21 protein-coding genes, 1 tRNA gene and 1 other RNA gene are annotated in these 19930 nt (G+C 54.7%); 13 read left to right on the plus strand and 10 right to left on the minus strand.

The genetic code is table 11. The features are described 5' to 3' along the window. Positions 1-254: 254 nt before the first annotated feature. Positions 255-327, plus strand: a tRNA-Ala gene (locus AC0QHF_RS14635). Between the two features lie 226 nt (positions 328-553). On the opposite strand, the gene AC0QHF_RS14640 is transcribed toward AC0QHF_RS14635, so the two are convergent. Then, positions 554-1798, minus strand: coding sequence for a tRNA nucleotidyltransferase/poly(A) polymerase-related protein (locus AC0QHF_RS14640; RefSeq protein WP_324704983.1), 1245 nt, complete (start codon positions 1796-1798; stop codon positions 554-556). Between the two features lie 129 nt (positions 1799-1927). Between AC0QHF_RS14640 and AC0QHF_RS14645 the strand changes: the two genes are divergently transcribed. From AC0QHF_RS14645 to tsaB, 3 genes are all read left to right on the plus strand, one after another. Beyond that, positions 1928-2176 (plus strand): Ycf34 family protein, encoded by a 249-nt coding sequence (locus AC0QHF_RS14645; RefSeq protein WP_324704963.1) that lies wholly within the window; start codon positions 1928-1930, stop codon positions 2174-2176. Between the two features lie 269 nt (positions 2177-2445). After that, positions 2446-4125 (plus strand): serine/threonine-protein kinase, encoded by a 1680-nt coding sequence (locus AC0QHF_RS14650; protein ID WP_324704964.1) that lies wholly within the window; start codon positions 2446-2448, stop codon positions 4123-4125. Positions 4126-4297: 172 nt separating this feature from the next. After that, the gene (tsaB, locus tag AC0QHF_RS14655) at positions 4298-4921 is read left to right on the plus strand and encodes a tRNA (adenosine(37)-N6)-threonylcarbamoyltransferase complex dimerization subunit type 1 TsaB (protein ID WP_324704965.1); all 624 of its coding nucleotides are present in this window, start codon (positions 4298-4300) and stop codon (positions 4919-4921) included. Here tsaB and AC0QHF_RS14660 read toward each other — a convergent pair. Then, positions 4918-5538, minus strand: coding sequence for a hypothetical protein (locus tag AC0QHF_RS14660; RefSeq protein WP_324704966.1), 621 nt, complete (start codon positions 5536-5538; stop codon positions 4918-4920). The two genes, tsaB and AC0QHF_RS14660, sit on opposite strands and share 4 nt — an antisense overlap. A gap of 43 nt (positions 5539-5581) precedes the next feature. Then, complete coding sequence (locus AC0QHF_RS14665) at positions 5582-5728, minus strand: hypothetical protein (protein WP_324704967.1); 147 nt, start codon at positions 5726-5728, stop codon at positions 5582-5584. Positions 5729-6219: 491 nt separating this feature from the next. Here AC0QHF_RS14665 and AC0QHF_RS14670 point away from each other — a divergent pair, with 491 nt between their 5' ends. After that, on the plus strand, positions 6220-6681 hold the full coding sequence (locus AC0QHF_RS14670) for a GGDEF domain-containing protein (protein WP_324704968.1): 462 nt from the start codon (positions 6220-6222) through the stop codon (positions 6679-6681). A gap of 69 nt (positions 6682-6750) precedes the next feature. Here the strand turns inward: AC0QHF_RS14670 and AC0QHF_RS14675 are convergent, their stop codons facing one another. After that, positions 6751-7350 carry a VOC family protein gene (locus tag AC0QHF_RS14675; RefSeq protein WP_324704969.1) on the minus strand — a complete coding sequence of 200 codons (600 nt, stop codon included), beginning with the start codon at positions 7348-7350 and terminating at the stop codon, positions 6751-6753. A gap of 149 nt (positions 7351-7499) precedes the next feature. Here AC0QHF_RS14675 and AC0QHF_RS14680 point away from each other — a divergent pair, with 149 nt between their 5' ends. Further along, a complete protein-coding gene (locus tag AC0QHF_RS14680; RefSeq protein ID WP_324704970.1) occupies positions 7500-7922 on the plus strand; it encodes a gamma-glutamylcyclotransferase family protein in 423 nt (140 codons plus the stop codon). Here the strand turns inward: AC0QHF_RS14680 and AC0QHF_RS14685 are convergent. The 4 genes from AC0QHF_RS14685 to rnpB all read right to left on the minus strand — a co-directional run bounded on the left by AC0QHF_RS14685 (position 7919) and on the right by rnpB (position 10512). Next, entirely contained in the window at positions 7919-8422 is a 504-nt protein-coding gene (locus AC0QHF_RS14685) for an anti-sigma factor family protein (protein WP_324704971.1), read from the minus strand. The genes AC0QHF_RS14680 and AC0QHF_RS14685 overlap by 4 nt on opposite strands. Positions 8423-8571: 149 nt before the next feature. Continuing rightward, positions 8572-9231 carry a sigma-70 family RNA polymerase sigma factor gene (locus AC0QHF_RS14690; RefSeq protein ID WP_324704972.1) on the minus strand — a complete coding sequence of 220 codons (660 nt, stop codon included), beginning with the start codon at positions 9229-9231 and terminating at the stop codon, positions 8572-8574. 277 nt (positions 9232-9508) lie between these two features. Further along, positions 9509-9973, minus strand: coding sequence for a molybdenum cofactor biosynthesis protein MoaE (locus AC0QHF_RS14695; RefSeq protein ID WP_324704973.1), 465 nt, complete (start codon positions 9971-9973; stop codon positions 9509-9511). A 160-nt stretch (positions 9974-10133) separates the two neighbouring features. Further along, an RNA gene (rnpB, locus tag AC0QHF_RS14700) (RNase P RNA component class A) lies at positions 10134-10512 on the minus strand. 190 nt (positions 10513-10702) lie between these two features. Between rnpB and murJ the strand changes: the two genes are divergently transcribed. Both murJ and AC0QHF_RS14710 read left to right on the plus strand, forming a co-directional pair. After that, positions 10703-12319, plus strand: a complete 1617-nt coding sequence (gene murJ / locus AC0QHF_RS14705; RefSeq protein WP_324704974.1) for a murein biosynthesis integral membrane protein MurJ — start codon at positions 10703-10705, stop codon at positions 12317-12319. Between the two features lie 283 nt (positions 12320-12602). Next, the gene (locus tag AC0QHF_RS14710) at positions 12603-13034 is read left to right on the plus strand and encodes a hypothetical protein (protein ID WP_324704975.1); all 432 of its coding nucleotides are present in this window, start codon (positions 12603-12605) and stop codon (positions 13032-13034) included. A 161-nt stretch (positions 13035-13195) separates the two neighbouring features. Here the strand turns inward: AC0QHF_RS14710 and AC0QHF_RS14715 are convergent, their stop codons facing one another. After that, on the minus strand, positions 13196-14818 hold the full coding sequence (locus tag AC0QHF_RS14715; RefSeq protein WP_324704976.1) for an alpha/beta hydrolase: 1623 nt from the start codon (positions 14816-14818) through the stop codon (positions 13196-13198). Further along, complete coding sequence (locus tag AC0QHF_RS14720; protein WP_324704977.1) at positions 14806-14940, minus strand: hypothetical protein; 135 nt, start codon at positions 14938-14940, stop codon at positions 14806-14808. The genes AC0QHF_RS14715 and AC0QHF_RS14720 overlap by 13 nt, the downstream gene beginning before the upstream one ends. 559 nt (positions 14941-15499) lie before the next feature. Between AC0QHF_RS14720 and panB the strand changes: the two genes are divergently transcribed. The 5 genes from panB (at position 15500) to AC0QHF_RS14745 (ending at position 19774) form a co-directional block, all read left to right on the plus strand. After that, the gene (gene panB, locus AC0QHF_RS14725; RefSeq protein ID WP_324704978.1) at positions 15500-16279 is read left to right on the plus strand and encodes a 3-methyl-2-oxobutanoate hydroxymethyltransferase; all 780 of its coding nucleotides are present in this window, start codon (positions 15500-15502) and stop codon (positions 16277-16279) included. Continuing rightward, positions 16276-16893: a flavin prenyltransferase UbiX gene (locus tag AC0QHF_RS14730; protein ID WP_324704979.1), complete on the plus strand. Its 618-nt coding sequence runs from the start codon at positions 16276-16278 to the stop codon at positions 16891-16893. The genes panB and AC0QHF_RS14730 overlap by 4 nt, the downstream gene beginning before the upstream one ends. An 80-nt stretch (positions 16894-16973) precedes the next feature. Continuing rightward, on the plus strand, positions 16974-17810 hold the full coding sequence (locus AC0QHF_RS14735; RefSeq protein WP_324704980.1) for a LapA family protein: 837 nt from the start codon (positions 16974-16976) through the stop codon (positions 17808-17810). Positions 17811-17900: 90 nt separating this feature from the next. Next, positions 17901-18458, plus strand: coding sequence for a shikimate kinase (locus tag AC0QHF_RS14740; RefSeq protein WP_324704981.1), 558 nt, complete (start codon positions 17901-17903; stop codon positions 18456-18458). Positions 18459-19333: 875 nt separating this feature from the next. Then, positions 19334-19774: an NUDIX hydrolase gene (locus AC0QHF_RS14745; RefSeq protein ID WP_324704982.1), complete on the plus strand. Its 441-nt coding sequence runs from the start codon at positions 19334-19336 to the stop codon at positions 19772-19774. Positions 19775-19930 lie beyond the last annotated feature (156 nt).

Genomic DNA, 19930 nt, shown 5'->3' on the forward strand with positions numbered 1-19930 from the left:
ATGCCGATTATAATGGTTCGCTCATGATTGCTATTTCTGGGGGCGCTGCAAGCCGTCCTGAACGCCTGAGCTGTGAGCTACCTAGCGTAGCGGCAGCTTAGGGCGAAAGCCCCGCGTCTTTAGACCGGGGTGAGCTTACACCAATCCTTATCTGTGAGGGGGGCGCATCTGCTTCGATGGGAAAGCCGTGAAAAAATTTTCTCGAAAACCTTGACACACCCACGACAGTTGAGATATCTTAGAAGATACGGCTTGGGGCTATAGCTCAGTTGGTAGAGCGCCTCAATGGCATTGAGGAAGTCAGCGGTTCGAGTCCGCTTAGCTCCATTCTATTGAAACCCCGACCTTAAAAGGCTTTCAGCAGCCTTTCTCGGTTCACATTCCCATCCGTTTACTCAATTGGGTCTAAAGCCTCGCCCCTTCGAGGGCGACTTTGTGGTAAACGACTGGATCGTTTCAGCTAACCCGTGTCAGGAATCGGAGTAGGGTGTGGGGGCAACCTGATACGGTTGTCCGCGGGCGAATCGGCAATGAGCGAAGAGGGAATCGGGAGTTAGGGGTTCCACTCCTTCAGTTTTTGTGCCGCGATCGCGATCGCGTCTTCCGGCGTGGAAATTTTGCCCTCCGCCTGGGCGAGTTGCACTTCCAGCAGCAAGTCCCCCACCACCGGACTCGGCGGGATTCCCAATTCCTTCATCAGCACCTTTCCGCCGACGGGGGGTATCGGGTGGGCGATCGCATCTTTTGGCGTCAGATAGCGCTCGAGGAGAGGGGAAAATACCTCCAGGGGAATTCCCGCCGCCATTCCAGCCGCCACAAACGCCACAAAAAAGGTTCCCACCGTCTGAAATAAAAAATACTGTTCCCGGATCGAAAGTTGCGGGATGGGAGTCTTTTGAATCGTCTCCAACCCCCGCAGGATGGCGAGGACGCCCCGAATTTCGGCGCGGCTGTATTTGAGTTCCAGCAGTTGGGTTTCCGCCGTTTCGGGCTCCGGACTGACTAAAGTGGCCAATTTGGCGATCGCGAGTCGGGACATTTTCAGCGTCTCCCGCACCGACTCCCCCAATTGTACCCCCAACTGTTCATTAAATTTTGACAATTCGGCGGCGATATCATTCAAACGAAGTAAGCGATCGCACCGTTTGTCCGCATCCGGAAACCAACGGGAAATTAACCCGACGTTCCACGCCTCCACCAACCCCGAAACCCCCCGGGGAGTATTGAGCAAATATCCCAACTCCGTGCGGATGCGTTCGGCTGCCACCCGTTCCAACAGCGACGCCAACTGAGCGATCGCCTCCCGTGTATTTTCCTCGATCGCAAATCCCAACTGCGCCGCCTGACGATATCCCCGCAACAGCCGCAGGGGATCATCCGCCAAATTCTCGCGGGAGATCATCCGCATCAAACCCAATTTTAAATCCTTCTGACCGCCTTGGGGGTCGATCGCCTCTTGTAAAATCGGATCGTAGGCGATCGCATTGATCGTAAAATCTCGCCGCCCCAAATCCGCCTGCAAAGAACCCCCTTCCGCCTCGGCAAAATCCGCCGTCACCCCGTCGAACACCACCCTCGCGATCTGGCGTTCCGCATCCAGCAACACGAACCCCGCCCTATAATGAGAGGCGATCGTCCGGGCCGTTTTCACCGCCCCCAACAGCAGCACGAAATCCAGATCCAAATCCGCCACCTCCCGCCCCAACAGGGCATCCCGCACCGCCCCCCCCACCAAATAGGCGGGTGGCGGCAAAAATTCCGGGTCGAACGGCCAATTTTCCGGAGACAGGGCAGACATGGGCAAAATTCCATCTCGCAACAAAACGCAAACCGGCGATCGCGACAGGTATCGCCCCACCTAAGTTAAATTAACAGAAAGGGTTCGGCATCCGTCCATCCCTTGCGAGCCGCACAGAGGGTTTTCAATATGTGTATTTGTGTCAACTGCCACTACGTCGATCGCTGTGTCACCTACCACGCCGTAGAAACCCAGCATCAGGAAGGCCACGTCAGCGACAACCCCACCTTTGAACCCGTCGAACCGAGCATCAACGTCAACATCCGCACCGTAGACGACGGAATCGAGATGGAATGGGATGTCGTCGGCTGTAATAGCTTCAAAGAAGAAGCCGGAAAATGGGCGAAACTCCGCCCCGGCGAACCCGTACCCACTTGAGACAGAGGGGCAGGGGGGCAGGGGGGCAGAGGAGGCTCCAGGAAGCAGAGGAAGCAGGGGAGGCAAACTTATATTAAATCCGTACAAACTCCCCAATCATCGACCGATGATTTCTGCTTGTCGGGGCCCCTGGCTTGCGCCCTCGGGAATTGATTCCCAAGCGGTTCCGATGTCCCACCCGTTTCTGGAGCTCCCTCCGCCCCCTCCGCTTACCGAAGCTTGACCGTTGCCTCCCTCCGCCCCCTACTCCCTACTCCCCACACCCAACCATGAGCTACTGCTTCAATCCCCACTGTCAAGATCCCGAAAATGCCGGAGAGGGTGAGTCCTGCCAGATCTGTGACTTCCCCCTCACAGTTTCTCCGTCCAACGGTTCCCCCTCCGAAATCGGTTATCGAGCTCTGCAATTACTCGGACAGGGGGGATTCGGGCGCACATTTTTAGCCGTCAATCAGTCGGATTTGAGCCGAGTCGCCATCAAACAATTTTTTCCCCAAGGAAACAACGCCACCCGGGCGGCGGCACTCTTCCGCCAGGAAGCCGAACAACTCGAAATCCTCGGCCAACATCCCCAAATTCCCACCCGCGTCACCTATTTTGAACGGGAACAATATCAGTATTTGGTGCAGGAATTTATCCCCGGAAATAACCTCGCCAAAGAATTGAGCGATCGCGGATCATTTGACGAAGAAGAAATCGCTGAACTCCTCCGCGAACTCCTCCCCGTCTTGCAATTCATCCACGGCCACCGCGTCATCCACCGGGATATCAAACCGGAAAATATCATCCGCCGCCGCAGTGCGACGGCGAAGGATAAGGGACCGTTGGTTTTGGTGGATTTTGGGGCGGCAAAAGTTGTCACGGGAGGACTGTTGCCCAAAACGGGAACGGTGATCGGATCGGCAGCTTATACCGCCCCGGAACAGTTGATGGGAAAAGCCATTTTTGCCAGCGATTTGTACAGTTTGGGGGTGACTTGCATTCACCTGATGACGGGAGTTCCCCCCTTCGATTTGTTCGACTCCCAGGAAGGGAATTGGGTGTGGCGGGATTATTTGAAAACGCCGGTCAGCGACGAACTCGGCCGGATTTTGGACGGGATGCTAACGGGGGCGACCAGCAGACGCTTCCACTCAGCCGCTGCGGTGCTGCGGAAGCTGCAACCGAAGCCGAAATATGTCGAGGCGATGCCGGGATTGAAGGTCGATTTAGAAACGGGATTCGAGGAAAATATAACCCCTCAAAAATCGCCCAAATTACCGCCGAAGCAGGTATCCGTCCCGACCCAAGAGCAGAAAATCACCCGCATTCTTGAGAGCGCCCTGAGAGTGTACCGGCTCAAAATACAGGTTAACCGCACTGGTAAACAGCAACTTACCATCGTCCTCAACCGCCCCAAAAAGCGCCTGGTAAACTATCAAAAAATTGCCCAAGCGATCGCGGCAGAACTCTCGCAGTTAAATCTCACAAACATTCGCCGTGTAAAATTACTCGGTCGAGTCAAATCAAAGGGCGTACCGGAGTGGGAAATGGTCTTAAAATCAGACCCGAAAGCAAGGATTAACAATCAACTCCTCCGCCTCAAGGAACATCCCCTTTACGCTCAATTCACCCGCCTCCAAACCTGGCAGTATTGGCGATCGCAGTTCCGGCAGAAAACCTTTTGGATGGACGTTCTGATGCTGGCGATGGTCGCCTACACCTTCAGCCAACACCTGATCATTTTCACCCCCCTGCTGGCTGTTTTAGTCGCGCCCTTATTTGTAGCGGTAAAAACCTTCACCCACCGCCACCACGGAATCAACGAAAACCCCCTATTCGGGACGATCGCACTTTTATTCATTGCTTTCGGCCTGCTGAATATCCGGATTTGGTCCGACAATATTTTCGGCCTCATCCTCGCGAGTTTGTTCGTCTCGATGCCGATGTTTTACAGCCAGGGAAATTGAGGAGCGAGATGGCAGTACACATTTTTTCCGCTCCTCCGATCAACCCCAATTCCCAATCTGCGAAAATCTGCGAAATCTGCGGACTTATAACGATACCCATCAATGTCAAAACCCACCCGACCCTAAATCCTGATAAAATCGACGATCTGAGCATTGCAACGGATATCTGAATGTGAAAAAATACGGCTTGGCACTCCACACCAGCAGCCCGGAACTGGGACTGGCGATCGCAAACTTTAAAGAAAAACCGCGATCGCAAACCTGGAATTTGGGGCGAGAATTGTCCACCCAACTCCACCAACATCTCACCGAATTTCTCCCCCCCCAAACCTGGCCCGATCTGAAATTCATCGCCGTCGCCAGGGGGCCCGGAAGCTTCACCGGGACGCGCATGGGGGTCGTCACGGCCCGCACCCTGGCGCAACAGTTGGACATCCCCCTATTTTCCATCTCCACATTGGCGGCAGCGGCTTGGAACTATGCAAAACCCTCCGAAACCGCGATCGCCCTGCAAATGCGGGCGCAGCGGGGGCAATTATTTACGGCGATTTACAATATCTCAGAAACAGGAATTACCGCTCAACTGGCCGATCGCGTCATGTCCCCGGAAGACTGGGAAATGATTTTAAAACAGAAGAAAATCCCCCGCCAAATCACTTTGGAAGGGGGACTGGGAGAGACAACTGTTGCCATGCTGGAATTGGCGAATTGGCTGTGGAATCGGGGGGAACGGCCCCACTGGTCCGAGGCGGTCCCCTTTTACGGACAGCATCCGGTGGAGGAAAAAACCCCCTAGCGGATATCCACAGTAACGGAGGTTTCGAGGGGATATTCCTCGCCGAGAACCAGCACGCGATACATTCCATCTTGGGGGAGGCGGGCCGAAGCGCCCCCATCTCCGAGATCTAAAATCTTGCCATCCGGCGCCTGAATCGCCAAACTGACGCCGTAACCGCTGGCTTTCATCATCTGATCCTTGCGGCAGCGAACCGTCAGGGGTTGGATGTGTCGGGCCCGCACGATCGCCTCCAGAGTCGCGCCGTAGTCCCCCCGCTTGATGACGATGGGGCGATCGCTCAAATAGCGGTATTCACTCAGGCGCCAGTCATCTTTGCGATCGTCGCCATCGTCGCCATTCAACTTGACTTCGATCGCGCAACTGGTGGACTCGCGATGCGGGTACACCATCACCCGGTAGATGCCCGTTTCGGAAATTGTACCACCCCAGCGCCCGGAAGAGACGATCGCCAATTCGCGACCGGAGGGGCCGTACAATTCGGCTTGCAGGGTTCCCGCCCAGATAATCAGGGTGACGTGCTGCCCTTTTTTCGCGTTAAAAATATAGAGGGTGGGTTCTTCGAGGGTGGTGCGAATTTCGCCGGACTGGGGTAAAGATTCGATTGGATAGTTCACGGTCGTGCTCCTAAATTTAAGGTTTAAATGAAATATCTTGTCTTTAGCTTTCGGAAAGACTTTCGAGGGTTCGGACTCGTTCCGATAAACGCTTCAATAATGCCGTCACAAATTCTCGCTCGGATGCCGCCGGAGTGTCCCGCCGGGGGCGGGGGGTGCGATCGCGGGGGGAAATCAACGCTTCTGACATCGCTTCGGTTCCTGGGTAGAAAGGCTGGTCGTCTATGGTTTCACTGTAGGATCGGAACCCGAAATTGGCGGTCGCCGGGGTGATACTCTTTAAATCTCCACACCCTCAAAATTGATAAAAATCCGCCACCGTCCCCGCTGACGGGACTTGAAGCCGGATTGAATTGGGAAAACTCGGATGCAATTGCAGACAGTTCAAAAAACGTCACGCGATCGCCCGATCAGTTGTGTTAAGCTGAATCTGAAGTGGCCGATCGGACTTCATTTGAAATCCCCGGGATTTTGAGAGGGCTGCCGATCGCGGTCGGGAACCTCCTCGAAATCCGGTCAAGCATTTTGCTCCGGCAGGAGGGTTGAATCTTGCAACTCCCAACCAATCCCACATCTCAGAATCATTTGCGATTGAATCAGATGGATTCTCACTGTTCACCCATCGCCGCGTCGGGAGCCCGGCGATCGGAAAATTTACCATCGAAAAACTGTTGTTGTTACATGACGAATCGAAACGCTGTCAAAGATCGCATCCGGCAGTGTCTGGGCATCGCCAAACGCAACACTTTGCCCCTGTGTCTGGCCCTGATGGCGATCGACGGTTTGGACTTGCGGCTGCAACAACAAGAAAAAGAAAAAACGGAGCAGGTGCTGCTCGAATTAATCGAAGAAATTCAAGATAACCTGCGGGAAAGTGACTGGGTTGCCTACTGGGGAAACAACGAATTTATCATGGTCATTTTTGCCCCGCCGAAGGGCGCAAAGATTGCCCTGGAGCGAATTTTTAAGGCATTTACAAACCGAGAAATTACCTGCAATGAAAATACGGTGATTCCCTGCCAGGGTAAAATTGGCTTCACCGAAGTTCAGCCGAACGAACACATGAACGCCTGTTTGGATCGCATCGAACAGGCGCTGCACCGCAGCCGGAAATCCGACCGCTTTTTTGTCTTTTTAAAGTGAGAAGTGAGAAGCGGGAAGGGGGGAGGGAGAGACTTTTTCCCCGGCTTCCCGGAGAAACGGGGTTTCCGATCAGTTCTTCACTTCCGAGAATTCGAGCACTCGCCCTTCGAGATCTTTCGCCAAAAAATTCAGGGGCCGTTCGCTGCGGATCTTGAATTTGACGCCCTGAGTCTGCACCCGCATCAGGATTTGGTCCAGACAGTCGCGATCAAAACAGACGTGGCGGTGGCGGTTTTTGCTGCCGTAACTCGCGCCGCTGATGATGTGAAGCTGGGTATTTTTCATCAACTGATACCACAAACCGTCCGACGCCCCCAAATCCTGGGTGTTGGCCGCGGAGATGTTGGTGGACAGGTAGAGCGGGTCGATCCCCGTCGCCCCCAGCGTTTGCTCGTAATTGTAATAGTAGTGCAGGGGGACGTCCGCCACCGGCAAGTTGAGCAACCCCTCGTAAAACTGTCGGGCGACATTCAGATCCGTGACCATGATGGTGTGAACTTTGGGGGCACTCGTCAGGAACATCCACATGGCGACGGCGTAGGCGGCTAGGAGCATCACCATCACGCCCTGGGTCGAAAAAATGCTCTCGAGGGGGAGTTCGGGAAAAAACGCGCCCACGGGCAGTTGATGCGACGAGAGATTTTCTATAATGCGAGTGGCTAGAACCATGAACGATAATAGAGCGTAAAGAACTGACGATGACAGGTGGCACCGATCGCAGTTGACGATCTGAATCGATGCCAGGGATCTCCCATCATGTTAACAAAAATTATCGATGGTACGGTTTCCGGCGATCGCTCGTACAGGAGGAGTGGACGATGGCAAACGAAGATGGCATTCACGTATTCGTGTACGGCAGTTTGAAGCCGGGGGAGTTCAATTACCTCCGCTACTGCGCCGGACGCACGGTGGAGGAGCACCCCGCGATCGCCTTGGGGGAACTCTATTCCCTCTCCCTGGGCTATCCCGCCATGACGGAGGGCGATCGCACCGTTTGGGGGGCGATTCTTTCATTTGACGACCCGAAGATTCTCGACGACCTCGACAGTCTCGAAAGCTACCACCCCTCGCGATCGCCGGACCAAAACGAATACCAGCGCCGGCGCATCCAGACCTACACCCCCGACCGCCAGCCGTTTCGGGAAGTCTGGGCCTATCTGATGCGCCCGGAGCGGGTGCGACATTTCGACGGCGTACTCCTGGCCGAGGGCAACTGGACGGCCCTCCAGACGCGCCCCTAGGGGTCGGAAATGGCGGCTTTAGGAATTTGGATGATCGGCCGGTTCACCGTGATGCTGGCCGCTTCCGGGTTGACAATCGGAACCAGGGGTTCGTTGAGGGCAATTCTGACCGGTTCCGGTTTGGTGTCCCACCCGTTCGCCATCAGGGGACGGGGGAACTGGCCGGATACCAGCATCAAAAATAGGGCCGCGATCGCGCCGCCACTCCCCGCCCACATCAAATGCGTCCGGCGATCAATGCGTCGGAATACTTCCCGGGCGATGTCCTCCAGAGGCCCGGTCGCCTGGATCGGCATCCCCTGCAATTGCGATCGCAGTTTTCTCAGTTCGTGGTAGGTGGCTTTGAATTGGCGGTCGCTGTCCAACCGGGCTTCGATTTGACGGCGTTCCTCGGGTGTCGCTTCGCCGTCGAAGTAAGCGCTGAGTCGCTCGAATTCTTTCGGGTCGAGCGGATGTTGAGGGTTGAGGTTGCGATCGCGATCGTCAGAATTAAAGTGCATGGTAACGCCCCCCTAGAATGCGATGAAAAATTGGCACGGATCGGCAAATCTGGCTCCGTGATATTGGGGAGAAAAACACGAAGGAATCAATCTGGTTAAGATCCCGAGTATATTTTACCATTAATTTGCTCTGATTTTCCCGACCGAACTTACAATTCGCTCAGATAAGGTTGCAGTTGAGATTGTAGCCGCTGCCGCGCCCTGGCGATGCGAGATTTTACCGTTCCCAGCGAAACGCCTGTCATTTCCGCAATTTCTTCGTAGGGCAAACCTTCAATTTCCCGCAGGACGATGGTGGTGCGGAACACTTCCGGCAAGTCCGCGATCGCTTCTTTGAGGCGATCGTAAAATTCCCGGGTCGTCAGGTCTTCATCCGGACCCGGGCGATCGGCAGGCAATTCCCACTCCATTTCCCCGTCGTCGATGCTGCGCGGCGCATCCAGAGATAACGGCGGTCTGACCCGCTTGCGCTTGCGGAGTTCGTCGTAGAATAAATTGGTGGCGATCCGACTCAGCCAGCCCCGGAATTTTGCCGGTTCTTGCAGTCGTTTGATGTTGCGGTAAACGCGAATCCAAATTTCTTGGGCGAGGTCGGCCCGATCTTGCCAGTCGGGCGCCAGGTGAAACAAAACCTTATCGACGTGGGATTGGTACCGTCGCAGCAGTTCCGTAAAAGCCAGACGGTCAGGATGTAACCCTTCCTGACATCGCAGAACCAAGTCGTAGTTCGACAGCTTTTCGGGGGGTAATTGCACTTGGGGGGCACTTGCCTCAAGTGCAGACCAGGATAGGGGTACAGATTGACTCATCGTTTCAACTTCACTCAACTGGCAGGCTTGAACCGTTTGACGCGATCGGTAAACGGGAAGTTCCGGTGGTTTTTATGAAAGCGGGGGGAGCGGGGGAAGCGGGGGGAGCGGAGGGAGTGAAGGAACGGGTGGGAAATCTGCACCGCTTGGGAATCAATTCCCAAGCTAACAGCAAAAATCATCTAAAGATGATTGGGGAATTTGTACGGATCTGACATAAATCTGCTTCCCCTGCCTCCTCTGCCTCCTCTGCCTCCTCTGCCTCCTCCGCCTCGCCTCAGCAATTCGCTTCGCACGCGCCGATGCTTACCCAACTGCTCGACCCGTCGGCCCAATGCTCCTTTTTCCAAATCGGGGCATTATGTTTGAGGGTGTCGATCGCATATTGACAGGCCGCAAACGCCTCCCCCCGGTGGGGGCAACCCACCGCCACGAGGACGCTGATTTCGCCAATTTGCAAATGTCCCACCCGGTGATGAATCACCACCCGGGTCACGTCGGGCCAGCGGTTGCGGACCTCTTCGGCAATTTGCTCGAACACCCGCAACGCCATCGGCTGATAGGCTTGATATTCCAGGGACTTCACCGATTTACCGTCGGTCTGATTCCGCACCATCCCGCTCATCACCACCACCGCACCATTCGCCGGACTATCTGCCAAAGCATAAACCGTTTCCAGGCACAAGGGGGCGATCGAAATGGAAAAATCCGAACGGGTCGGCGCAAAACTGAGGTTCACCATAGTTCAACATTCGACAGACACCACTGACAATCCGGACGGGCCGGGGATGGAGCGACCTTCGTTCATCACTGTACCCGATTGAGATCAAACCGTCTGAAAAACTTGGCAGCAGAAGATTTAATTATCAATTATCAATTATCAATTATCAATTATCAATTGAGGAAAGAGCCAGACATAAGCCGGGTTCTGTTGTCCCAACCGCAAGCAGTCGGGATGGCAGTTATCTATCTGGGATGCCTGTTGCCAGACACCTCTAGCGGTACACCAAAAGCGGAATCGGTAAAAGACCAACCGTCATCCCTTCGACCTTGCTCCCGACCGGGGTTTACCGAGCCGATGCCTCACGACATCGCTGGTGCGCTCTTACCGCACCTTTGCACCCTTACCAGCGGGCGAAAATCGCCCCTTCGGCGGTATGTTTCTGTGGCACTTTCCTCACGATCGCTCGCACTGGGCGTTACCCAGCAAGTCTGGTCTTTCGGGAGCCCGGACTTTCCTCAGACCCCTATAAGGGATCCGCAACTGCCTTCGCTGACTCTTTCCACACTTTTTATTTTATCGCAGGCGGGGGGTGGGGAAAGTCAAAAGTCAAAAGTCAAAAATTCTCTACTCCCTACTCCCTACTCCCTACTCCCTACTCCCTACTCCCCTGGAGCTTCCCCCAACAGCCGGGAAATTCTGATATAAACTGAGGGTTGCCCTTGTCCACGACCGATTGAGCGAGAATCCGTGTCAGAAGAATCCCAGAAAACCAGCCGTTCCCTGGTCGGAATTGCCACCATCGTGGCGGCGGCGACGTTAATAAGCAAAGTCTTCGGTTTGGTGCGACAGCAGGCGATGGCGGCGGCTTTCGGCGTCGGACCGGCGATCGACGCCTACAATTACGCCTATGTGATTCCGGGCTTTTTGCTGATCCTCCTTGGGGGCATCAACGGACCCTTTCATAGCGCGATCGTCAGCGCCCTGGCCAAGCGACACCGCAAAGATGCCGAAGCGCTAGTCGAAACCATCACCACCCTGGTCGGCGCCGTGTTGCTGGTGGTGACGGTAGCATTGGTGGTATTCGCCACCCCCCTAATTGATATGGTGGCGCCGGGACTCACCGAAACCCCCGAAGGACTGGAAATTCGCGCGATCGCCATCCAACAACTCAAAATTATGGCGCCGATGGCGCTATTCGCGGGACTCATCGGCATCGGCTTCGGCACCCTCAACGCCGCCGATATGTACTGGCTGCCCTCCATCAGCCCCCTGTTTTCTAGCGTCACATTGATCGGCAGTTTGGCAATTTTAGCCATTTATTTGGGCGAAAAAATCACCGAACCCAACTATGCCCTGTTGGGGGGATTGGTATTAGCCGGAGGAACCCTGGCGGGGGCAGTATTGCAATGGTTGGTGCAGCTTCCGGCGATGTGGCGGTCCGGGTTAGGAAAATTGCGCCTGCGGTTCAACTTCAGACAACCCGGCGTCTCCGATGTCATGAAAGTCATGGTCCCGGCCACCCTCTCCTCCGGGATGCTGCAAATCAACGTCTACACCGACCTATTTTTCGCCTCCTACATCCCCCAAGCCGCCGCCGCGATGGCCTATTCCGGCTTGATGGTGCAGACCCCCTTGGGCATCATCTCCAACATGATTTTGGTGCCCTTCCTGCCCATTTTCGCCCGTTTGCGGGAACCGGCGGACTGGCCGGAATTGAAAGATCGCATCCGTCAGGCGTTGACGCTGACGGCTATCACCATGTTACCCCTGAGTACGTTGATGGTGGCGTTGGCGTTGCCCTCGGTGCGGGTGGTGTACGAACGCTTCGCCTTCGATTTGTCGGCGTCCGAATTCGTGGCTTCGGTGTTGATGGCCTACGGGGCGGGGATGTTTGTCTATTTGGGGCGGGACGTGCTGGTGCGGGTATTTTACGGACTCGGCGACGGCCAGACGCCGTTTCGGGTCAGTTTGTTCAACATCTTCCTCAATGCCCTACTCGACTATATTTTGGTCAACGCCTTCGGTGCCCCCGGTTTGGTGTTGGCGACGGTGGGGGTAAATTTGGTGTCGATGGTGATGATGCTGTGGTTGCTGGACCGTCGCCTGGACGGGTTGCCCTGGCGAGAATGGGGCGGGCCGTTTTTGGGGTTGGCGTCGGGTAGCGTCGTCGCCGGTTTGGTGGCCTGGGGCGTCCGGTTGGGGTTGGAGAGATGGTTGGGGACGGAGGGATTTTTCGTCGTCCTGCTGGAACTGTGCATCCCCGGATTCGTCGGTTTGGGAGTGTTTGCGTTGTGGGCACTTCAGATGAAGTTGCCGGAGGTGGATTTGTTGGTGTCGCGGGTGCGGCAGCGGTTGGGAAGGTAGCAAAAAGCCGGTGGCGGAGGAGAATCCCAATCTAAAATCTACGGCACTTTTAAAGTCAATGAGGTACACCGGTTGACTTGAAGTCCCCGGATTAATTTCTAGCGTTGCATCCTCTGCCTCCCCCCTTATCTCCCCCCTTCCTCCCCCCTTTCAAAGGGGGGCTGGGGGGGATCGAACTATATCGCAGCAGACAGACAACTGCTATCAAATTGATTCCCCCCCCTTTTGAATGTTCTCAGATTCATGGTTAGATGGAGACAAGAATTCTGGAGTTTTCATCCCGATGAGTCAGAAAGAGCAATTGATCATGATGGCGGAAGATGAACTGATCGAGTACAGTACGGAAGCCCGCAAAATTGAGAAACTCCGCCGCAAGTTTGGATTTGCCGTCCCCTATCCCCAACAGCGTCAAATTCGAGATGAAATTTCGGCGGAAATGCCGAAGAATTTTTTGGCAAAACTGGTGGAAGAGAACCGGCAAATGGTCGCCCTGCCGTTTTGGGGCATCGGCGGGTTGGGTTTGTTGTTGGGAATTTCGGGACGGCAACCCTTGGATTTTATTGCGACCGCGATCGGATTTTACGCGGCATTTTCGATTCAAAAATTGGGGTGGAAGTTGGAGGCGAAGCGATTGGTGATTAAAACGTTGGATGAAATTGAAGCGAACGTGACGGCGCCGGAAGGAAAGGTGCAGAATCGTCCATCCTCAGATTGAGAAATATACAATTTCAATATCTTCACATTGACTGGATATAGCAGTACGAATTTAGGTTTGGACAGATTCTCTCTCCCGGTTCTGGAGTGCCTCTGTAGTGAAAATTAACAACTGTCTTAACGGATTCCCGTAGTGCTATATCAAGTCGGGATGATTCGGGATTATCGCAGCACTTTCAACAACTCGGAAGATGTGAGCGATCGCACCAAATGGAGTGGATAGGCGGGGTTGCTGATGGCGATCGCATACCCAGATTGTAGGTAGGATCGATACTCGGATTCGTCGGCAATATGAACTTTAAAAAATGCCACGCTCAGGGCATTGACGTAGGCATTTGTAATTTCTTGACTGGCGCGAATTAAACTGCCGAACTCCGGTATCGCTTCGGATGTGAATCCGCCCGCGTCGAAGAAGTGATGGTCGTTTTCTTTGAGGACTAAATAGCGATCGCGACTCGTCAGCCAAGTGAAGGATTTCACCTGTTCCAATACGGCGGGGGCTAACAGGTCCAAGCTGCTGGCGACGACCATCACGGGAGTGTCTATTTTTGCCAGTCCGGATGCGCCCAAAATGCTGCTGTTGACGGGGTTGATGGCGAGAATCGCCCCCACCCTCGGATCGCCGAATTCGGTGGCGGTGCGGGGCAATTCCAGGGCGCGACATTGCAGGAATAGGGACGGGTTGACGGGCAATGTTTCCAAGTTGCAGTCGGCCTCCAGTTGGTCGAAATTGATGGGGGCACCGGCCACCGCCAAGGCCGTGTAACCGCCGAGGGAATGCCCCAAAATGCCGACATTTTCCAGGTTGAGGCGACCGGAAAATTGGGTCTGATTTAATTCTTCTAAATGGTCTAAAACGCGGGAAATATCGGCGGGTCGATCGCGGAATTGTTGCGGTTCAAATAGGTCGGAGGCTTGTCCGGATAACAAGTCTTGCAATTGTTGATAGTCGCTGCCGGGATGTTGGGGGACGGCGACGGCGAAACCGTAGGATGCCAGATGGCGGGCGAGGGGTTCAAATCGGGCGCGATCGGATGCCAAACCGTGGGATATTATGAGGGTGGGAATATCGTTTTGGGTTCCGGTTTCGAGGGTGGAGGGCAGGTATAAATCGACCTCAAAATTGCGATCGCGGAAGGGAACGGAAACGGTAAAGGTCTGTTTGGAACTCGAATTGGGCCCCTTTTCTCGCAAGTCCGGCAATTGGAAAAAATCGACAACCGGTTCGGCGGCGGCTTCCTGAAGGGCTAATTCTTCGATCGCACCGACGACGGCGCGGGTTTGATCCACCAAAACGGCGACTTTTGCCAACCCGTCGATCGCCCGTTCGATATCCAGATAAAGACTCGGACTCGGAAATTCCCGGACGATATCCACGAGGGTAAAACCGCCGGGGCGATCGCTCGCTTCGACGATGGCGGTTTGCAGGGCGTCCGCGCCATTTTCGCGGGATTCCGTTTGTAAAATATCGCCGATTTTTAGTAGAAATTCCGACACCATCGGGGAGTTCAAAAACTGTTCGATTTCGGCAGAACTGTACTCGTAGCGCGATCGCAAGATTTCCCGCACCCGTTCCTGTCTTTCGGGACTCAGCAGGCGGAGGTAGGCGGCGAGTTGTTCGTATTCTCCCAGGTTCTCGCCTTCCGCGTAGGCTTCCAAGCCTTCCACGGGGATGGAAAATTCCACCGTCCCCACCGAAAACCGCAGGGATTCCGCAGCCGCCCCGGGTAAGGCGGTTAACAAAAGGCTGGAAATTCCGATTCCTAATAATTTTATAACGTCCATTTTGAGTTGTCAATAATTTCGCTTTCCCGGCGATCGCCCTCCGCCAGGAGCAACTCGACTCTATTATTATACTTGGCGATCGCGATCGCATAATACCTCAAGATGAACCCGCCTTGAAACAAGGGATTCCATCCCCTTGGTGGTAATAGCAAAAGTCCACTGAAGTGGACTCCCTTGGAGATAGAGTTTTATTCTTGTTTGAATTCACCACTCCAGGCACAGAGGACACAGAGGGGTTAATCGGATTGGATGCGGCATCTGGCAGAATGAGTTAACCCCGATCGCAGCATACCTCAAGATGAAGTGCGATCGCTTCTTTAATATGATTCAATGCTTCGGTTCGATTTTCGCCGGGGCGGATGCGGTTCCACAGACTCCGCAATCATCTGAATAGGATTTTGCTGTAAGAAAAGGGAATTGATTCCCAAGCGGTCTGGGTATTCGACTCGATTAGTGAGAATTGAATCGGGTTCGGTGCGTTCCCAATTTTTACGCTATTGATTCAACCGATAATAACTCCCGGGGAACGCACCCTACAATTGGCTACAATTGGCTTAACAGCAATTCCGGAATGACACAGACCCCACGCCGCCATCCCGACCGGACTGGCCCGGGCAGATTCCCAGATTTCCAGAAAATCGCTACCCTATAAAGCGAGACTCCCCCAACCCGTGACCCGCTATGGCCGTGACCACCCAACAACTGATCCGCTGGAAACAGCAGCGGCGCCCCATTACTGTACTGACCGCCTACGAATATGCGATCGCCCAACTCCTGGACCAAGCCGGGGTTGACGTCATCCTCGTGGGGGATTCCCTGGCGATGGTCGGGTTGGGGTACGAGACCACCCTCCCCCTCACCCTCGAAGAAATGCTGCACCACGCCAAGGCCGTCCGCCGGGGGGTGAAGCGATCGCTGCTGGTGGTGGATTTGCCCTTCCTGACCTACCAGGAGAGCCCCCGGCAGGCGATCCGGTCGGCGGGGCGAATTTTGAAAGAAACCGGCGCCGAGGCGGTAAAATTGGAGGGCGGCTCCCCCGAGATGGCCGAGACGGTCCGCGCTTTGGTCAATATCGGCATTCCCGTCATGGGTCACGTCGGCCTGACGCCGCAATCGGTACACCAATTCGGCGGCTATCGCAAACAGGGGAAAACCGAAGAGTCCGCCGCCCGGATTCTTTCGGAAGCGATCGCACTTCAGGACGCCGGCGCCTTCGCGATCGTTTTGGAACACATCCCCGCCGAGCTCGCCGGGGAGATTACCCAAAAATTGCAAGTCCCCACCATCGGCATCGGCGCCGGTCCGGGTTGCGACGGACAGGTTTTGGTGACGTCCGACTTATTGGGATTGACGGGGTGGCAGCCGCCCTTTGCCAAAGTTTACGCCGACCTCCAACAAACGATTACCGACGCCGTGAAACAATATTGTGCGGAAGTTCAGGAGGGTAAATTTCCCGAATGACGACTCCGAATCACCCCCTAATTGTCGGCGTGTCCGGCGCCTCCGGATTGATTTACGCCGTGCGGATTTTGAAGTATTTGTTGGCAGCCGATCGCGCGATCGAATTGGTCGCCTCCAAATCATCTTACATGGTCTGGCAGTCCGAACAAAATGTCAAAATGCCCGTCGATTGCGATCGCCAAGAACTCTTCTGGCGGGAACAAGCTGGGGTGGAAACCGGCGGCAAACTCCGCTGCCACCCCTGGCAGGACGTGGGGGCGAATATCGCCAGCGGTTCCTTCCGCACCCGGGGTATGATCGTCATTCCTTGCAGCATGAGCACCGTTGCCAAACTCGCCCACGGCCTCAGTTCCGATTTATTGGAACGGGCGGCGGACGTGCAATTGAAAGAAGGTCGAAAATTGGTGATCGTGCCCCGGGAAACGCCTTTGAGTTTGATTCATTTGCGGAATCTGACCATACTGGCGGAAGCGGGAGTCCGCGTCGTCCCCGCCATCCCCGCCTGGTATCACCAACCCCAAACCATCGAAGATTTGGTGGATTTCGTGGTCGCCCGTACCTTAGACCAGTTCGGCATCGATTGCGTGCCCCTGCGACGGTGGAAGGAAGATTGATGCGGACTGCAATAATGGGCGATCGTCTGTCAAGATAGAAACCGAGTCAGTGGTAACAGAGATTTCGGGAGGGGGATTTCATGTCTTCAACACGAGCGATCGCCATTCTCGTCCTGGTGGGCGGGTTGTCGATATTGACCGTCCAAAATTTGTCCCCGGCCGTCCCCCTGATCTTTTTGGGCACCCGACTGCCGACCCTGCCCCTGTCCCTGTGGATGCTGATCGCGATCGCCACCGGCGCCTTTACCGCTATCATCATTTCCAGTTTCTACCCGGTTTCCCCGGCGACCTCCCGCCACCGACCTTCTCCCCCGCCGAACCCTCCCAAATCCCCCCTCGAACCTTCCGGAGTTGCCGCGGCGTCTGAATGGGAATCGGACAACTCCGACGACTCTGAAGAGTGGGTGGCTTCCCCCCCGCCACCGCCACCGGAACCCGCACCGTCTGAAGAGAAAGTCGGAAATACCGACGATTGGGAAACCGAAGTCCGCCAAGTGGGTCCTCAATGGGACGACGGCAATTGGGTGGAGACGGGGGACACGGAATCCGAAACCCCGCCGCGATCATCCGCAAGTTGGACGGATCCCTCTCAAGAACCTTTCAACCCACACCACAGCGGCGGGGAGTGGGGCACCGAAACCGAAACCGAAACCACACCGGAAAAACCGGAACCCGCCCCCAGCAATTACGAAACCCAGCAAGTTCCCAACAAGGAATCCTGGTCCGGTTCGGTGTATTCCTTTGGCTATCGCAATTCGGAGGAGTCGGGGGTCGGACGACCCGAATCGGTTTTTGATGCCGATTATCGCCTCATTACTCCCCCGGGTTCCCAGCCGACGCAGATTCAATCTGACAAGGAAGATGGGGATTTCGAGGATGATGATTTGCAGGGGGAAACCCCGCCACGGCAGAATTAGCGTGGGGAAAACATCCGCAGATTTCGCAGATTTCGCAGATTTTTGAGTTCCCCCATTCCTGACTCCCGACTCTCTCAATTTTTTAGACAAATGACCCTAGAACAGCAGTTACAAGGCATTAATATCTATCTGGTCGGCATGATGGGGGCGGGAAAGTCCACCGTCGGAAAGGTTTTGGCCCGGGAGTTGGGCTACCGCTTCTTCGATACCGACGATCTCATCGGCCGGGTGACGGGGCGATCGATTCCCGAAATTTTCGAGACTGACGGGGAGGCGGGGTTTCGGACCTGGGAATCTCAAGTCCTCGGCGAACTCTGTTCTTATCGGCGTCTGGTGGTGGCGACGGGTGGGGGTATTGTTATCGAACAGATGAATTGGAGTTACTTGCGGCACGGCATCGTTATCTGGTTGGATGTCCCCCCCGATCGCCTCTTCGACCGCCTTCAGGGGGATACCAGCCGCCCCCTCCTCCAACATCCCGACCCCCTCGGACGCCTCAAGGACATCCTCGAACAACGGCGATCACGCTACGCCCAAGCTGACCTGTCTTTTACTATCGAAAATGATGATACCCCCGAAGAGATTTCCCAACGCATCCTCACCCGCATCCCCAAAATCCTCAAAGCGACTCCGATGTCATCGAGTTAAGCTGGACTTATCATTTCCTGGAAATCGTTTTGGTTTGTAAAATTTTTCCAGAAAATAATAAAAAATTAATTGAAAATGGCTCTCAAATACTTGACGGCAGAATGGGGGTTCTGGTACACTTGGGGAAACGACACCCAAGGGGTTATTGTGTCTACTCGCCAAAATAGAGGCTCAAACCCCCATTCTTTCGTAAAAAATTCTGATTTTTCCGAAAAATCGAAAAACCCCGACGCACCAATTTTCTGAGTCCCCGGGGAGGGGACTTGACAAAATAGTATTTTTGTGTATTTGGGACGGTTGCGATCGCAAAATCGCCCTAAATTTTCGCGATTTCCCATTGACAAATCTCCCCACTTGACCTATTCTTAAATCATGGGAGAATGTGCCGACATATATACACCCCGTCGGCTGTAAGAACTTCACCACAGAGGCACTCCAGGACACGGAGAAAGAATCGGGGATTTGTCCGGTTGAAATGTTGCCGAAATTTCCCATAACTTCCCTTGACAAATGCCCCGACTTGACCGATTATTAAAGCATGGGAAAATGTGCCGACATATATAGGGCGATCGGAAGCCATTTGTAAAGAGTCACGCCATCAAATCCCCAATTCTGGAGGCTTTTACCAGACCCAAGTTTTCACTCATTATTTCTGATTGCTATATCGCCAGTCAAACATCGACCATTCGCTAGAAGTCCAAGTCCGACTCGCAGTCAACCCGGGAATTCGATCGAATCCCAACTCTCCCGCCAGTTCCCATATATAAAGTATCGGTTAAATTGAACAAGATGCGGAAGCGATCGGCATCGGCAAAAAGCGATCGCCGAAACCGAACTCCCACTCTGACCCACCACCACCACCGCCCGATTCAAACATGGCCTATCGTAACCCGACACCCACCGTAGATATTATTATCGAACTCATCGATCGCCCCGCCCGACCGATTATTCTGATCGAACGCAAAAATCCCCCCCACGGCTGGGCAATTCCCGGCGGATTTGTCGATTACGGCGAATCGGTGGAAACCGCCGCCGGGCGGGAAGCCAAAGAAGAAATCGGGCTGGACGTGACCCTGGTGGAACAGTTTTACGTCTACTCCGACCCGAACCGCGACCCCCGCCAGCACACCCTGTCCGTCGTCTTTCTCGCCACCGCCACCGGGGAACCCAAAGCCGCCGACGACGCCAAAACCCTCGACATCTTTGAACCGTGGCGAATCCCGAAGAATTTGTGTTTCGATCATGATCGCATCCTCCGAGATTATCTGCAATTTCGCCATTTCGGACTCCGACCCCGACTGATGGAATCCGGTTGAAATGTTTCCCAAATTTCCCATAACTTCCCTTGACCAATGCCTCGACTTGACCTATGATTGCATCATGGGAAACTGTGCCGCCCGATAGATACCCCCTCAGCCCTAAAGATTTCACCACACCAGACACTCCAGGACACAGAGTGCGATCGCTATCTT

The sequence above is a fragment of the Lyngbya sp. CCY1209 genome, assembly GCF_055795065.1.

Excerpts from the sequence above, each read along its gene's own strand:
- AC0QHF_RS14640 (WP_324704983.1), bottom strand. The coding sequence starts at position 1,798 with ATGTCTGCCCTGTCTCCGGAAAATTGGCCGTTCGACCCGGAATTTTTG.
- AC0QHF_RS14645 (WP_324704963.1), top strand. The coding sequence starts at position 1,928 with ATGTGTATTTGTGTCAACTGCCACTACGTCGATCGCTGTGTCACCTAC.
- AC0QHF_RS14650 (WP_324704964.1), top strand. The coding sequence starts at position 2,446 with ATGAGCTACTGCTTCAATCCCCACTGTCAAGATCCCGAAAATGCCGGA.
- AC0QHF_RS14665 (WP_324704967.1), bottom strand. The coding sequence starts at position 5,728 with ATGTCAGAAGCGTTGATTTCCCCCCGCGATCGCACCCCCCGCCCCCGG.
- AC0QHF_RS14670 (WP_324704968.1), top strand. The coding sequence starts at position 6,220 with ATGACGAATCGAAACGCTGTCAAAGATCGCATCCGGCAGTGTCTGGGC.
- AC0QHF_RS14675 (WP_324704969.1), bottom strand. The coding sequence starts at position 7,350 with ATGGTTCTAGCCACTCGCATTATAGAAAATCTCTCGTCGCATCAACTG.
- AC0QHF_RS14680 (WP_324704970.1), top strand. The coding sequence starts at position 7,500 with ATGGCAAACGAAGATGGCATTCACGTATTCGTGTACGGCAGTTTGAAG.
- AC0QHF_RS14685 (WP_324704971.1), bottom strand. The coding sequence starts at position 8,422 with ATGCACTTTAATTCTGACGATCGCGATCGCAACCTCAACCCTCAACAT.
- AC0QHF_RS14690 (WP_324704972.1), bottom strand. The coding sequence starts at position 9,231 with ATGAGTCAATCTGTACCCCTATCCTGGTCTGCACTTGAGGCAAGTGCC.
- AC0QHF_RS14695 (WP_324704973.1), bottom strand. The coding sequence starts at position 9,973 with ATGGTGAACCTCAGTTTTGCGCCGACCCGTTCGGATTTTTCCATTTCG.
- AC0QHF_RS14710 (WP_324704975.1), top strand. The coding sequence starts at position 12,603 with ATGAGTCAGAAAGAGCAATTGATCATGATGGCGGAAGATGAACTGATC.
- AC0QHF_RS14715 (WP_324704976.1), bottom strand. The coding sequence starts at position 14,818 with ATGGACGTTATAAAATTATTAGGAATCGGAATTTCCAGCCTTTTGTTA.
- panB (WP_324704978.1), top strand. The coding sequence starts at position 15,500 with ATGGCCGTGACCACCCAACAACTGATCCGCTGGAAACAGCAGCGGCGC.
- AC0QHF_RS14730 (WP_324704979.1), top strand. The coding sequence starts at position 16,276 with ATGACGACTCCGAATCACCCCCTAATTGTCGGCGTGTCCGGCGCCTCC.
- AC0QHF_RS14735 (WP_324704980.1), top strand. The coding sequence starts at position 16,974 with ATGTCTTCAACACGAGCGATCGCCATTCTCGTCCTGGTGGGCGGGTTG.
- AC0QHF_RS14740 (WP_324704981.1), top strand. The coding sequence starts at position 17,901 with ATGACCCTAGAACAGCAGTTACAAGGCATTAATATCTATCTGGTCGGC.
- AC0QHF_RS14745 (WP_324704982.1), top strand. The coding sequence starts at position 19,334 with ATGGCCTATCGTAACCCGACACCCACCGTAGATATTATTATCGAACTC.